General features: G+C 57.2%; 14 protein-coding genes and 1 pseudogene. 4 read left to right on the forward strand and 11 right to left on the reverse strand.

Annotated features, from left to right (window positions below):
• Positions 1 to 42 precede the first annotated feature (42 nt).
• Positions 43 to 711 carry a polysaccharide lyase family 7 protein gene (locus tag ACYZT2_RS17450; RefSeq protein WP_461965946.1) on the forward strand — a complete coding sequence of 223 codons (669 nt, stop codon included), beginning with the start codon at positions 43 to 45 and terminating at the stop codon, positions 709 to 711.
• Between the two features lie 418 nt (positions 712 to 1129).
• Here the strand turns inward: ACYZT2_RS17450 and ACYZT2_RS17455 are convergent, their stop codons facing one another.
• The 9 genes and pseudogenes from ACYZT2_RS17455 to ACYZT2_RS17495 all read right to left on the reverse strand — a co-directional run bounded on the left by ACYZT2_RS17455 (position 1130) and on the right by ACYZT2_RS17495 (position 9587).
• Positions 1130 to 1381 (reverse strand): hypothetical protein, encoded by a 252-nt coding sequence (locus ACYZT2_RS17455; protein WP_461965948.1) that lies wholly within the window; start codon positions 1379 to 1381, stop codon positions 1130 to 1132.
• A gap of 16 nt (positions 1382 to 1397) precedes the next feature.
• A complete protein-coding gene (locus ACYZT2_RS17460; protein ID WP_461965950.1) occupies positions 1398 to 2288 on the reverse strand; it encodes an alpha/beta hydrolase family protein in 891 nt (296 codons plus the stop codon).
• A gap of 43 nt (positions 2289 to 2331) precedes the next feature.
• Positions 2332 to 3318, reverse strand: coding sequence for an MBL fold metallo-hydrolase (locus ACYZT2_RS17465; RefSeq protein ID WP_461965952.1), 987 nt, complete (start codon positions 3316 to 3318; stop codon positions 2332 to 2334).
• A 293-nt stretch (positions 3319 to 3611) separates the two neighbouring features.
• Positions 3612 to 5117, reverse strand: coding sequence for an IS66 family transposase (gene tnpC / locus ACYZT2_RS17470; RefSeq protein WP_461965954.1), 1506 nt, complete (start codon positions 5115 to 5117; stop codon positions 3612 to 3614).
• A 37-nt stretch (positions 5118 to 5154) separates the two neighbouring features.
• Positions 5155 to 5499, reverse strand: a complete 345-nt coding sequence (tnpB, locus tag ACYZT2_RS17475; protein ID WP_461965956.1) for an IS66 family insertion sequence element accessory protein TnpB — start codon at positions 5497 to 5499, stop codon at positions 5155 to 5157.
• Positions 5496 to 5792, reverse strand: a pseudogene (locus ACYZT2_RS17480) (transposase); the annotation flags it as partial. The pseudogene ACYZT2_RS17480 and the gene tnpB, both read right to left, overlap by 4 nt.
• A 472-nt stretch (positions 5793 to 6264) precedes the next feature.
• Positions 6265 to 7911, reverse strand: a complete 1647-nt coding sequence (gene mqo, locus ACYZT2_RS17485) for a malate dehydrogenase (quinone) (protein ID WP_461965958.1) — start codon at positions 7909 to 7911, stop codon at positions 6265 to 6267.
• 318 nt (positions 7912 to 8229) lie between these two features.
• Positions 8230 to 8940, reverse strand: coding sequence for a GNAT family N-acetyltransferase (locus ACYZT2_RS17490; protein ID WP_461965960.1), 711 nt, complete (start codon positions 8938 to 8940; stop codon positions 8230 to 8232).
• 77 nt (positions 8941 to 9017) lie between these two features.
• Positions 9018 to 9587, reverse strand: coding sequence for a YceI family protein (locus ACYZT2_RS17495; protein WP_461965962.1), 570 nt, complete (start codon positions 9585 to 9587; stop codon positions 9018 to 9020).
• 221 nt (positions 9588 to 9808) lie between these two features.
• On the opposite strand from ACYZT2_RS17495, the gene ACYZT2_RS17500 reads away from it, so the two are divergent.
• The 3 genes from ACYZT2_RS17500 to ACYZT2_RS17510 all read left to right on the forward strand — a co-directional run bounded on the left by ACYZT2_RS17500 (position 9809) and on the right by ACYZT2_RS17510 (position 11853).
• On the forward strand, positions 9809 to 10429 hold the full coding sequence (locus tag ACYZT2_RS17500; protein WP_461965964.1) for a DUF3885 domain-containing protein: 621 nt from the start codon (positions 9809 to 9811) through the stop codon (positions 10427 to 10429).
• A gap of 61 nt (positions 10430 to 10490) precedes the next feature.
• Entirely contained in the window at positions 10491 to 10898 is a 408-nt protein-coding gene (locus tag ACYZT2_RS17505; RefSeq protein ID WP_461965966.1) for a hypothetical protein, read from the forward strand.
• Between the two features lie 193 nt (positions 10899 to 11091).
• A complete protein-coding gene (locus tag ACYZT2_RS17510) occupies positions 11092 to 11853 on the forward strand; it encodes a hypothetical protein (protein WP_461965968.1) in 762 nt (253 codons plus the stop codon).
• Positions 11854 to 11949: 96 nt separating this feature from the next.
• Here the strand turns inward: ACYZT2_RS17510 and ACYZT2_RS17515 are convergent, their stop codons facing one another.
• Both ACYZT2_RS17515 and ACYZT2_RS17520 read right to left on the reverse strand, forming a co-directional pair.
• Entirely contained in the window at positions 11950 to 12330 is a 381-nt protein-coding gene (locus ACYZT2_RS17515) for a nuclear transport factor 2 family protein (RefSeq protein ID WP_461965970.1), read from the reverse strand.
• A 164-nt stretch (positions 12331 to 12494) separates the two neighbouring features.
• On the reverse strand, positions 12495 to 13751 hold the full coding sequence (locus tag ACYZT2_RS17520) for a cation:dicarboxylate symporter family transporter (RefSeq protein WP_461965972.1): 1257 nt from the start codon (positions 13749 to 13751) through the stop codon (positions 12495 to 12497).
• Positions 13752 to 13796 lie beyond the last annotated feature (45 nt).

The raw sequence follows: 13796 nt of genomic DNA on the forward strand, positions 1-13796 counted from the left end.
GCAACTGTGGCCGCAACATTCCCCGCATACAGGATTATTGACATGATCGACCTCGCCACCTGGAATTTGAGCATCCCTGAAGGCAGCCCACCGGCCACCATAGAAACGCCTCGATTGGCGCAAGGCTTCAAGGGCCAGTATTTCAGTTCTGAAGCCGCTACCCTTTCCTTCTGGGCACCTGTGACCGGTTCCAGGACGGCCAACGCCATTTACCCGCGCAGCGAGTTGCGGGAAACCTATAGCGATGGAACGCTGCGCAACTGGCAGTATTCGGCGGCGGATAACATTCTGCGGGCGAGTCTGACCGTCAATCAGGTGCCCAGCACCGGGAAAATCGTGATTGGTCAGATTCACAACAAGGACAGCAACAGCCCCATGGTGAAGCTGGAATACCAATACAAAACGTCGGCTTCGACGGGAAACATTGTCGCCAAGGTGCGCATGCGCCCCGACGATGAAGAGGGCCAGGTCATTACCATTGCGACGGGTGTGCCGCTCGACCGCAACTTTTCCTACCAGATCCACCTCAGCCCGAAGGGCGCGCTGGGCATCAGCGCAGCAGGATACAACTGGAGAACCACCATCGACCCGAGCTGGAAGACCAAACCACTGTATTTCAAAGCGGGTGCGTATGTGCAGGACAACACCGGCTATCCCACCGAGGGCGGAAAAGTGACGTTCAGGATGCTGGAGATCCAACACAATATTTAGTCGCTTCTTTAGGTCACTACCGTTGGCACGCCGATCCGAAGGGTGAAGACTTTAGTGGGTTTCCTCGTCGATCGGCTACCAAGTGGCTAGCTGTCAGTGAACTCAACCGCGCGGGCGGCAGATGCCCTCGAAGCCTTTCAAAACCATTGCGTGCGCATACAGTGAGATACGCTGCTATCGCAGGCGGGTGTCGAAGGTGGCGGCACGCATCCTTACATGGTGCGATCACGTTCACTATCGCAAAGAAGGCGAGCGGGACGAGGAATGCAATCAGATGGGTGGCGGAGGCTACCCAGAGAAGATTTATCCTGAATTATGAACGCTCTTTCCTGCGCCCGGTGCTGGATTGAGTTAACTAACCGTAAGGGCGTCGGTCGATCGCACCATTTCGCGATTGGCAGCTATCGGCCAAAAGCGGTCATTTTGGTAGAAAATAAATCCGTCCCCTTTTTCCTCTCGAACCGAAGCTACGGTGGTCGTGCACCAGTACGACGAAGCCGGCCTGGCAGAAAGCTTCGGCGAAGCGCTCGATGCCGTGGTACTTGGTGCCGGCGTAGCCATGCGCCATAGTGATGGTCGGATGATGGCCCGTGCCTTCGGGGACGAATAGCCAGGAGCCGAGGTTGATGCCGCCATCAGCCGGGAAGGACACATTGGCTCTGCTGACCATGCAAGTGGGTCTCTCGTTAGTTGGCGTTCTTCGCGATGAAGCTTGCCGTCGCCGAAATCAACTCATCAACCTGCTTCTCGTCCTGGAACGCATTGAAAAAGTGATCCATCGGCCTGACGAACAGTTCGCCCTCGCCGTGGTGGTAGCGGATCAGGCTCTGGCCCAGGGCGGGTTGCGGGAAGACAATATCGTCCTTCGTGCCGACGGCGACGAACAGCGGGCCGTCATAGCCGGCGATCTCCGCAGCCGGAACCAGGGTGAGCAGACTGACGAAGAAAGCCGACTTGACCTTGAGCGGCTGCCCCTGCGGCATCGGCAACTCCACCGGCCTGTCACCGCTGGCCAGGGCCTCTTTGATCTTCTCGGCCCCCCACAGCAGCGGGAACGACGCCGGCATGTTGGTCGCCGGATTCCACAGCGCTACGGCGTCCAGTTTATGCGGTGTACGGGCCGCCACTGCGGTGGACACGGCACCGCCCATGCTCCAGCCGACCAGAGCCATTCGGTTGGCATCGACGCGGCCGGAGTTGGCGAGGTAGTCGAGCGCGCCCAGTCCGTCCGCTACATGCGCGTCCAGCGTGGCGTCTGCGCTATCTCCATCGCTGGCGCCGCCGGCGAAGCGATAGTCGATACGCAGACTGGCGATACCCTGGTCGGCCCAGATGCGCGCGGCGCGTGCAAAGATCCCCTCCTTGACAGCAGGTATCTTCACTTCATCCCGGCTACCACCAAAGCTGTGCAGCAGCAGAGCGACCGGTGGTTTTTCCACGCCCTCGGGCAGGTTGAGTGTACCGACAACCTTCATGCCATCTACTGTGAAGGTGACGGTTTGCTCAGCTGCTTGGGCAAACACGGAAAAGACGAGAAGAGCGATGGCCAGTGCCATACGGCTAAGAGAGGTGAACATGATGAATTCCTCAAGGATGATGGGCGGGTTGTATCTCGTCCGTTTACTGATCGGTTGAGGACTTCGCGTTCTTGTTGGCCGAAGATTGGCTGAGCAGCCCGACGCCGCTATACCACAGCGGGCCGAGGTTAATTCGGTTGGGATAGAGCTTGATCATCTGGTCAAAGTACTCACGAGGAGTCGGCTTCTGCGCCAGTAGCCGTTGTGCATCCAGCAGGTACTGGCGGGTTTCATCCAGGATGGCCGGATCGTCGGGGAGGGATTTCTGCTTGTGGCCCGCAACCACAGCACGTGGTTTGAGCGCCTTGACGCGATCTATCGCCTCTATCCAGGACTGCAGGCCGCCGTGCCCGCCTTCGAGCAGGTACTGATGCACACCGTTGTAGGCGACATCGCCGGCCACCACCAGGCCGATGGCAGGCACATGCAATACGGTGGTGTCGTCGGTGTCGGTGTGGCCGACCTCGACCGGGAGAACGACATTGCCTTCCAGCAGGAAGCCGTCGGCCGGAACCGGTTGGGCAAGAATCGGTGTCTCGCCAATCAGGCCGGGGAAGTCCTTGTCGAACACTCGCTCCCGGCCGACCGTCGCCTGCAGATGCATGAGTTTGATCGTGCCTTCGGTCGCATAGACGGTGACGCCGGGGAACCGCGCCATGAGCTGCTTAGCCCCGAACCAGTGGTCGCCATGCCCATGGGTGACATAGATGTATTTCAGTTGTTTGCCCGAGGCCGCTACCCAGTCAGCGACGCCTTTGGTCTGTTCGAGCGTCATCGGCGGATCGACCAGTACAGCCTCCTTCTCCCCGAAAATCAGGGTGGACGAAATCGGCGAGGATACGACGGGCTCGCCGTTCGGTAGTCGAGCGCCGGAGGCCCGTTGAACCCCATCCGAGACGAAAACCTCGTACGACAGCTTAGTGGTGTTGCCACCTTGCGCCTTGCCTGCTGCGGGATCGGTGGCATGGGCCAGACTGGAAATGGCAGCAAAAACAGTGGCGAGTACCGTGTGGGTGGATGTCATGTGCATGATGGAACCTCCATGAGGCCTACTATTGGGATCGCGGTTGCCACGTGTCGGACGCGACGAAGCCGTCCACTGCACCAGCCTGTTCAGCGCCTCAGTAAGTCTAGACTGTGAGGAGTCCACCAGGAGAACGAAATGAACCGTTCTTGGCTTCGCGGACGCTTGATGAGTGGGAGTAAACCATCAGCGTGATGGATCACAATCATTGGAATGGGGGGGGCAGCACCTGCAGCACGAGTGGATCACAATCGCTGGAACAAGATGTCAGCATCACTGGAATACACATCTGTCGCGGATCAGTCGGCCTCGCAGAGTTCCGTGGGGGTGAGAGAAACGTTCCAGGGCAGCAGTTCGTCGACCCGATTGATCGGGTGCTCGGCGATGCGCTCCAGCACGTGTGTCAAATAGGCTTGCGGGTTCAGGTCGTTGAGCTTGGCCGAACCGACCAGGCTGTAAATCGCAGCCGCTCGTTCTGCGCCGGCATCGGAACCGACAAACAGGTAATTCTTGCGACCCAACGCCACGGCGCGCAGCGCCCGTTCGGCGGCGTTGTTGTCTATTTCGACTCGGCCGTCATCGCAGCAGCGCGTCAACGCCTGCCACCGATTGAGGGCATAGAGGATCGCACCGCCCAATGCCGATTTCTTCGACAGTTGAGTCAGCGTCTGGTTAAGCCAAGCGTGTAGTTGTTCCAGCAGCGGACTTGCGCGGCTTTGCCGAACCGCTTTCCGCAGGTTGGGCGGTTGCCCGCGAATCTCGCTTTCGATGACATATAGTGCCGCAATCCGTTGCAACACCTCGGCGGCAAGCGGTGAAGCCTGCTCTTTGTAGACGTCGTAGAACTTACGTCGGGCATGAGCCCAGCACGCGGCTTCCTGAATGGTGCCCGTGGCATACAACTGAGCAAAACCGGCGTAGCCGTCAGCCTGCAAGATCCCACTGAAGCCCTTGAGATGAGTGCGCGGATGCTGCCCTTTGCGATCCGGCGAATAAGCAAACCATACCGCCGCCGGCGTCGTGTAACCCGCAGGTCGGTCGTCGCGCACATACGTCCACAGGCGAGCCGTTTTGGTTTTGCCGTTGCCCGGGGCGAGCACGCCAATCGGCGTGTCGTCGGCATGGACTTTATGGCCGCTCATGACGTGACGCTCAAGGGCGCCGATCAGTGGTCGCAGCAACTGACTGCTCTGGCCGACCCAGTCGGAGAAGGTGGAACGCTCCAGATCCACACCCTCGCGGGCGTAGATCTCGGACTGCCGATACAGCGGAAGGTGATCGACAAATTTGGAGACCAGGACATGAGCCAATAACCCTGGGCCAGCAAGGCCTCGGGCTATCGGGCGGCTCGGTGCCGGCACCTGGGCGATGTGCTCGCAGCATCGGCAAACCCACTTCGGACGGACATGGCGAATGACTTTGAAACGTGCCGGAACGTACTCCAATACTTCGGCCACATCCTCACCCAAATGGCGAAGTTTCCCACCGCAGCCAGAGCATTGCGACTCGGGCTGATGCACGTGCGTTTCGCGAGGCAGGTGTTCAGGTAACGGCTTGCGCCGAGAGACGGTGCGAGGTGGCGGTTCGGTTGGAGGCGTCAATTCAGTCTGACTGACTTCCAACTCTTCAAGACTCAGCTGGAGCTGGTCGATCATCGCCTCCAATTGCTCGGAGCTGCGACCGAACTGCGTGCGACGCAGCTTGGCGATCATCATCTTCAAGCGCTCAATCTCTGTCCTCTGGGCAGAGACCAGGGCCTTCAAGGTTTGAAGATCATTCGGCAGGGAGTCGGTCAGGAGTGTCATGACCGAATATTACTGGGGATTTTTTCAGCGCGGCAAGTCAGACCGCGAGGACGGGTGCTGTACGAATTGGCCTGCGCCCATCGATACCCTCCAACAGCATCGACAACTGCGCAGCGGTCAGTGACACACTGCCGCTGGTTGCTTGCGGCCAGACAAAGCGTCCTTGCTCCAGCCGTTTGCAAAACAGGCACAAGCCATCGCCATCCCACCACAACAACTTGATCCGGTCACCGCGTCGTCCGCGAAAGGCGAAGATCTGACCGGAGAACGGGTCGGCTTCCAGTTGAGTCTGCACCAAGGCCGCCAATCCATCGAAGCCACGGCGCATGTCCGTGACGCCGGCGGCGATCCAGATACGGGTTCCAGCGGGCGGGGCAATCATCGCAATAACTGCTGCAAGACGAATTGCAGCGTCTGCGGATCTGGTGCGCCCGTGATACGCAGCTTGGCTTTTCCTACCTCAACTGCGATCTCGGAATGACACTCTGCCTGTGGCTGGACGACTTGCGGCAGATCCATTGGCGCCTCGATCACCTGGACAGGCAAAAACGTTGCACTCTGGTTGACGGGGCCGAATGCCCCTTCCTGATATTGGTGCCGCCAGCGAAAGACCAGGTTGGCATTGACGTCATGTTCGCGAGCGATCAACGACACGGAGGCGCCCGGCTGGAGAGTGGCCTCGACGACTTTACGTTTGAACTCTGACGAGAAGTTGGGGCGGCGGCCAGTTCGACGGGCAGGGGCAGTTGTATCCAAGATAGTGCCCACTAAAAAATGGTGGACACTAATTTTGCTAATTTTTGAGGCTATCAGGAGTGGGTACTGACCGGACGGTTACGTTCCACCTAAGTAATCACTCAGCCCTTTACCGAGAGGCTTGCCCCTCGGTAAAGGGCTTTGATAGTTGCAATGCGAAGGGCGCATCCAGCTTCACCCTCAAACTCCCTTTCAAAAGCGCCAGCGGTGACTGGTCACCAAACGGCCGAGCACGCGCTGGGGCTGCTCCGCAGCCCAACGGGAGCAAGCTCCCTCGCCACAAAAGCATCTCCTTTTGGCGACTCTCGCAAATCATCTGCACTGAATCCCAAACACAAAAAAGCCCACTTGACCGTCACCGATCCAGTGGGCTTTCCGATTACGCTTCTACTTACAAAGCCATATCCGTCGCAGCATTAGCCTTCGGCGCCTTGGCCGGAGCAGCCGGAGCAGCAGCTGGAGCCACCACCTGACCAATCGCCGGCGGCGGAGTCAGCTGCAATACCTTGGAGGTATAAGCCCACTCTTCCGCAACCTTCGCAGGATTGCTGTTCAACTGAGTGCCATAGCTCGGCACGATCTGACGCAGCTTTTCCTGCCAGGCAGGCGTTGCAACCTTGTCCTTGAACACTTTCTGCAGCACGGTCAGCATGATCGGTGCGGCAGTCGATGCGCCCGGCGATGCACCCAGCAGACCAGCAATGGTGCCGTCCGCAGAAGCAACGATCTCGGTACCCAACTTCAGCACGCCACCGACAGCTTCATCACGCTTGATGATTTGCACACGTTGGCCGGCTTGCCACAGGCGCCAGTCTTCGGCTTTGGCGTTCGGGAAGTATTCTTTCAGGGCGTTGAGGCGGTCTTCGTCAGACAGCATCAGTTGGCCTGCAAGGTACTCGACCAGCGGGTATTCCTTGATGCCGACCTTGGTCATTGGCCACACGTTGTGCGTGGTGGTGGTGGTCAGCAGGTCCAGGTAGGAACCTTCTTTCAGGAACTTGGTGCTGAAGGTCGCGAATGGGCCAAACAGGATGACGCGCTTGCCGTCCAGCACGCGGGTGTCCAGGTGCGGAACCGACATTGGCGGTGCGCCAACGGAGGCTTTGCCGTAGGCCTTGGCCAGGTGTTGTTCGGCCAGGGTCGGGTTTTCGGTTACCAGGAACGAGCCGCCAACCGGGAAGCCTGCGTATTCCTTGGCTTCAGGAATGCCGGACTTCTGCAGCAGGTGCAGCGCACCGCCGCCCGCGCCGATGAAGACGAACTTGGCGTCGGTTTCGGTTTCGGTGCCGTCTTTCAGGTTTTTGTAGCTGACGCGCCAGGTGCCGTCTTCGTTCTTGGTGATGTCTTGCACTTCGCTAGACAGTTTCAAGTCGAACTTCGGCGTGGTTTGCAGGTGCGCGACGAACTGGCGGGTGATCTCGCCAAAGTTCATGTCGGTGCCGAGCGGGCTCCAGGTGGCCGCGACTTTCTGGTTGGGGTCACGCCCTTCCATCATCAGCGGAACCCACTTCTTGATCACAGCCGGGTCTTCGGAGTACTGCATGCCGGCGAACAGCGGGCTTGCTTGCAGGGCTTCGTAGCGCTTCTTCAGGAACTTGATGTTGTCATCGCCCCACACAAAGCTCATGTGCGGAGTGGAGTTGATGAACGAACGCGGGTTCTTCAGCACGCCTTGCTGAACTTGCCAGGCCCAGAACTGACGGGAGATCTGGAAGGCTTCGTTGATTTCAACGGCTTTGGCGATCTGGACGTTGCCCTTATCGTCTTCCGGGGTGTAGTTCAACTCGGCCAGGGCGGAGTGACCGGTACCGGCGTTGTTCCAGCCGTTGGAGCTTTCCTGGGCGACGCCGTCGAGGCGCTCGACCATTTCCATCGACAGACCGGGTTCCAGCTCATTGAGCCAAACACCCAGCGTTGCACTCATGATGCCGCCGCCAATGAGCAGCACATCGACTTTCTTTGCCTCTTCCGCGTAGGCGGACGTGATCCCCATCGACAAAGCCAGCCCCAGCAGGGCCGTGTTCAGTTTCTTAAACATCTGTAGCACCTATGATAAACGCCATCCGCCCCCAATCCTCAATCATGAGCAACCCAGGTGTACGGGTACGCAGGCAGCGTGCCGTGGGTTACTGCATCTACAAGGATTTGAAGGTGGGCACACAAGGCCGACGTGACTCCATCGACCTCAGTTATATGTCCCTCGTGCACTGACTTTTTATCATTATTGGCTCAGTTACTTGAGCGACATTGATTCTGTCGGACGTCTGTGGACGTACGAACCGAATAAGTCAAACCAAGTTAATGCGACAGAATATCACGCCTCGGCCAGCCTGCGCGCCCGAAAGGACTCAACAGTCTAGTCGGGACGAGACCCGCGCACTGCGGTTTCGCCCAAACGATTCAGCACAAACGCCTTGGCGTTGCGCGTCATCTGGTCGAGATGCCGGTCGCGCTGCTTCTCTGCATCGATCATCGCCCGCTTGCCGTGTTTCTGCAGCAGATACGTATGTATCTGCCGCACCTCCAGAGAACTGTAGATTGATGTGACATCCAGTAAACCCATCAAGCCTTCGGTGCCGTGATCACGGGTGTTCATCAGCACTTGAGTGCCGCGCACGCCCAACACCTGGAAGCCCATCGATTCGAACCAGGGCACCTTGGCGACGGTGCAGGTCAGTTCGGCATGCGGGTAGCGGCCGAGCATGTCTTTCAGCATCGCCCGGGCGACGCCTCGCCGCCGATGGCCGGCCTGCACCGCCATATACGCCACGCCACACGCCTGGGGATCGTCCTTGACCGGCAGGTACAGCAGAAAGCCGACGACCATCTCGGGGTCTTCGTCATCCGTTGCAACGATCAGTTCGACAGCAATGCCTTTGGCGCCGCTGAGCGCTTCGAGGTAGAGATGAACCTCATAACCCACCGCGTATTGATAGACGTTGTACAACGGGTTGCTCGGCGCGATGCCCACCATGCTGATGTCGGTCAGATTGTCGACGACCATCTGCAGGATCTGGCTGTTGATGGGCTCCGGGCACGGAGTGGCAAAGTGGGTGAGCTGGGGCATTGCGTTTCTGACTCCGGGTTAAGGCTTACTGAGCATCAGCCCCGCTATTGTCACAGATCGAGCCCCTCGCGGGAAAATCACCGCTCGGGCGCGACGATGCGGAAGCGGATGCTGATGTCGTTGGAGACAACCTTGTCGCCCCACTCCCCTTCCCCGATGTTGAAGTCGCTGCGTTTAACAACGATGTCGCCATCGAAAATCCCGATGGCATGTTCCGGTTTCAACAGCACCTTCACCTGCAACTCGCGCGTCATGCCCCTGAGCGTGAGGTTGCCGGTGATCAAGTAGCGATGGTCGCCCAGTGCTGCCACTCCAGTCGATTCAAAGGTCGCCACCGGATAGTTCGCCGTGTTGAACCAGGCAGGCTTTTGCAGCTCGCTGTTGGCATCGCTGGCCCCGGCATCGATGCTGGCAAGGTCGATGGTCAGCGTGGTGCGGGCCGCGGTGGGGTTCGCGGTGTCGAAATCGAGCGTGACGTCGAACTTGCCGAAGGTGCCATACGCCCTGGTGCCGAACTGGTTATAGGTGAACGAGATCTTGCTGGCGGTGGTGTTCACCTGGGTGTATTCGACGGCGTAGGCGCTGGGCAAGGTGCCGACCAGGAGGATGGCGAGCAATGCGGCGAAACGCGGGAATCGAGGGGTCATGGGATTCTCCGGTTGAAGCGCCTTGGGATTCGATCACCGCACAGGTGTGTCAGTGAACTTAAGCAAATATTCGATGTTTATTCCAGTGAAGCAGTGCCCCTGCGCCTCAAAGCCCCAACCCTGCAGACTTTGGACTCGCCGGAAAGCCCGATGCGCCTAAAGTTGTGTCCTTGGCCGCCGACTCCCTTTTGTTAATCCCTCTTGCGAAGGACCGTAAAGTAGTGAACCTGCAGCGTAAAATTGACGAGGTTTTCGGGGGAAAAGCCTTCGAACGGCCGCTGTTCTATTCCTGCCCGGGAGGTTTGCGATTTGGCCTTTCCGAAAAGGGAACTGCCATTGAACAGTTTCTTCTCGCGCTTCAAAAAGCACGATGCATTTGCGCGGACATTTTCCCTGACGAAGGATCGCTCGTTGTCTGTCTTCGTGTTCGCTCCGGGACAAATCCCTTTGCACTCCGATCTGCTTTAGCAGAGCTTCGAGCCGCTGGCATCGGAATCCCCTCGAATCATTCCCGATGGAATAACCCCATTCATCTGGATGACTGGTTTGATGAAAGTGAAGAAGAGTATTGGGTAAACGTCGCCTTTCATGCCCCTTTGTCGCTACTTCAGAATTTTCTCTGGTGTGCATTGGCGAAGGATTTTGGAGACATTCGGCCACGTCCGTTTTGTGACATCTACCTCTTCAACCTGAGCCAGCAGGTTATGGCATTTCCCTACGATGATCGCGGCATGGATGTCGTCGGTCCGAACAGGGCTGCTCTGGCGCAGCTATATCAGAAACATCAGCGTTTTTTACTAACCCATGATCGGCCAGTGATGGATGAGGTATTCGGCGTTTAGGAATCTCATCGTTGATAACGCTGATTAACATCATCAAATCAGACGGGCTCTGAACCCAGCAATGAACATCGATCGCCTCCTGAAGAAGCAGCAACTGAATGTACAAGAACAAAATGCCGTCAGTGCTTACGAACTCGCGCCGACCGCAAAAAAGTGGCGGATCGACGGCGTCCCTTCTGCATTGAACTGCTTCGGCAAAAGCCAAGGGATCGACTGGTCTGAAACGATCGTGCTCGAGCTAGAGGTAGATTTTCCCGGCATGCCCAGTTTGTTTGGTCTGCTGCTCACAGCGTTGGATCGCTTCATGAAATTTGAACTGAACACGGACTCCAGACATGAGCACGTGTTGAACGTCGAAACCTGGGAGGACGTTACGGACAAGCAGGATTTATCCACTTCCAACCGAGGGAGAGGACAAGGATTTGGGGCTATTGCTATCCAAGTACGCAATGCTCTAAATGCGGAATAAGGGAAAAACTTCACTGTGCCCGAAGGCGCTGACAACAATCCCTAAACGGTCCTTTACCCATCGCGCCATTACTGGATAATGCCAACCTGCCACCATCAGGCCCGAACCTTGATTCCTCAAGGTTTTTTATTGCTACAGCCTGACAGTCGCCTTCAAGGACGGACGATCGGCTACGAAACAAGGAGTCAACACAGTGATATCCCCGCAAGATTCAGCAATACCGCTTACCCGCACTCAGAAAATCACCTCATTGATCACCCGTGGTATGGCAGGCCTCGGCGTCGTGCTGGGCGCCATGTGGGCGTTAATCACTTATGCCGTGCCGGACCCTAGCGTGTTCGGTTTCAGCTTCATCAGCTGGAAAAACGTGGTGTTGCTGGTGAGCACATTTCTGTTTCTGGGAGCCGTTTCAATCGGCTGGCAGATTCGTAACTTCACGCCGATGCTCCGCGGCGCATTGCAGTTCTTCATGGTTGCCAGTTTGTCTTTTGGCTTCTTCATCTTGGGCACCGAATATGCCAAGCCCTCTTTCGAATTTGCCAAATTGCAAGCCAAGATCGTCGAAAACGAAGGCAACAACCTGCTCGGCAAGCGTATGGAAGTGCTGGATAACGTTCGCATCGAACTGGAAGGCTGCGAAAATATCGGCCGTCTACCCACCTGCACTTTTGAACTGACCAACCTGAATATAGATCGCAGCTTTCGCTTCGACGACGGCACCCGACTATTCGACGAGTCTGGCGGCCCTCTCAAGTTCGAGTCGATCCGGGTAGGCCAAGTCGAGGACAACGCCTGGCTACGCTTCCCGCTGATTCGCAACGTACCGACACGCGTTACGCTGATCTTCCAGCAGAGCAACAGCAAGCTGAGCAAAACGCCTGCGATCAAGTTAGTGTTTCGGGATGGGAATGATGAGGCGCTTACCGTCAAATTCAGTGAGATTGTAATGCGCTAGATGCTGGAAAAAGGGCTCTTTACCGGTTCCAGGAAAGTCCTCGGCGTTGAGGACTTTCCTGGTTTTTTCAAACGGTAGCGCCACCAACCCGAGAGATCAGACGCTCGGATGGGTGTGGTAAATCTTGCTGACGATGGTCCACTTGCCTTCTACCTTCAGCAGGTTGAAGAAGTCGGTGAAGCGGAACCCCGAGACGTTGTCGGTATCGACCCGCGCACTGGCAGCCGTGCCGACGATGTCGATGCATACGATGGCGGCTTTGGCTTCCGGGGATGGACGGAACGCATTGTCGATGACGTCGTAGAGATTCTGGATCGCGCCGCCGACGAGCTTGTCGCCATCGACGCCAAACATGGTGGCCTGCTCGTTGAAGGCGGGCTTCATCAGCGCACTATCGGCCTTCGCGCCGCCTTCGTTGTACTGGTTCAGCACCTCGACAATCGCATTGTATTCCTGAACGTAAGTAAGACTGCTCATTGCATGACTCCTGATAAGTAACTGACACGGGTTATTGCACGGAACCTGTGGGAGCGGGCTTGCTCGCGAAAGCGGACTGACAGTCGACATAGATGTTGAATGTTATGACGCCTTCGCGAGCAAGCCCGCTCCCACATGGATTGCGTTTAACTGAAGGTTGGTGGCTAGGTTTTCTGCGCCACTCGGGCAACTGAAGGCTCAATGCTGACCTTTTCCCACTTGGCGATGACCAAGGGGGCAATCGCATTGCCCAGCACGTTCAGGGTGGTGGTACCGCTGTCGATAATCCGGAAGATGCCGGCAATCAGTGCGACCCCTTCCAGTGGAAGACCGGCAGACGCCAAGGTGGCGGACAGGATGATGATGGCGAATCCGGGAACCCCGGCAGCCCCTTTGGACGTCAGCACCATCGTCACCACCAGCAGGATCTGCTGGGACAGCGACAGGTCGATCCCATAGAGTTGCGCGACAAAAATCGTCGCCACGCCGAGGAAGATCGACGCGCCATCCAGGTTGAATGCATAACCCACCGGCACCACAAAACTGACGATACGGCGCGGCACGCCATAGTGTTCCAGCTTGCTCATCAGCTGCGGCATGACCGACGCCGACGCGGCGCTGGAGAACGCCAGAATCAGCTCATCACGGAAATACTTGATCAGTTTGAAAATATTCTCGCCGATCAGGTAGCAAATACCGCCCAGCACCACCAGCGCAAAGACAATCAGTGCCAGGTAAACCACACCGATCAACTTGAGCAAAGGCAATAGCGAGGCAAAGCCAAAGGTCGCCACGGTAGCGCCGATCATGCCGAATACGCCGATCGGCGCATAAGCCATGACAATACTGACGACCTTGAACATGGCATCAGAGATGCCTTGAACCACCGCCACCACCGGTGCGCTTTTTTCTCTGGGAAGTGAATTCAACGCCAGGCCAAACAGCACGGCGAAGAACAGTACCGAGAGCAACTTCGCTTCCGACATCGCGACAAAAACGTTATCGGGAACGATGTTCTGCAGGATGACGAGAGCGCCCTTCGAAGGCTCCATGTTGACCGAAGCGGTGTTGTGGGAAATGCCCGAAATATCAGTGCCCGTGCCGGGCTCGAAGATATTGGCGAAACACAACCCCATCACAATGGCCAGGCCGGTAATCGCGAAGAAATACCCCAGCGACTTGACGCCCATGCGCCCAAAGGACTTGTTATCACCGCCACCGGCAATCCCCAGGATCATGCAACAGAACACAATGGGCACCACGACCATCTTCATCATTTTGATGAAGATATCGCCAAGGGGTTTGAGGACTTCAGAACTGATCCACCCTTGATACTGCGGGTGCGTATTGAAGTACCAACCGACGAGCACGCCAAGCACAAGCCCGGCAACTATTTGCCAAACCAAAGGGATACGTTTCATGTCTAGCCTTCTTGTTTGAATGAAAGGACTGCGTTACGTAGCAGT

Source organism: Pseudomonas sp. MDT1-85 (assembly GCF_054898065.1).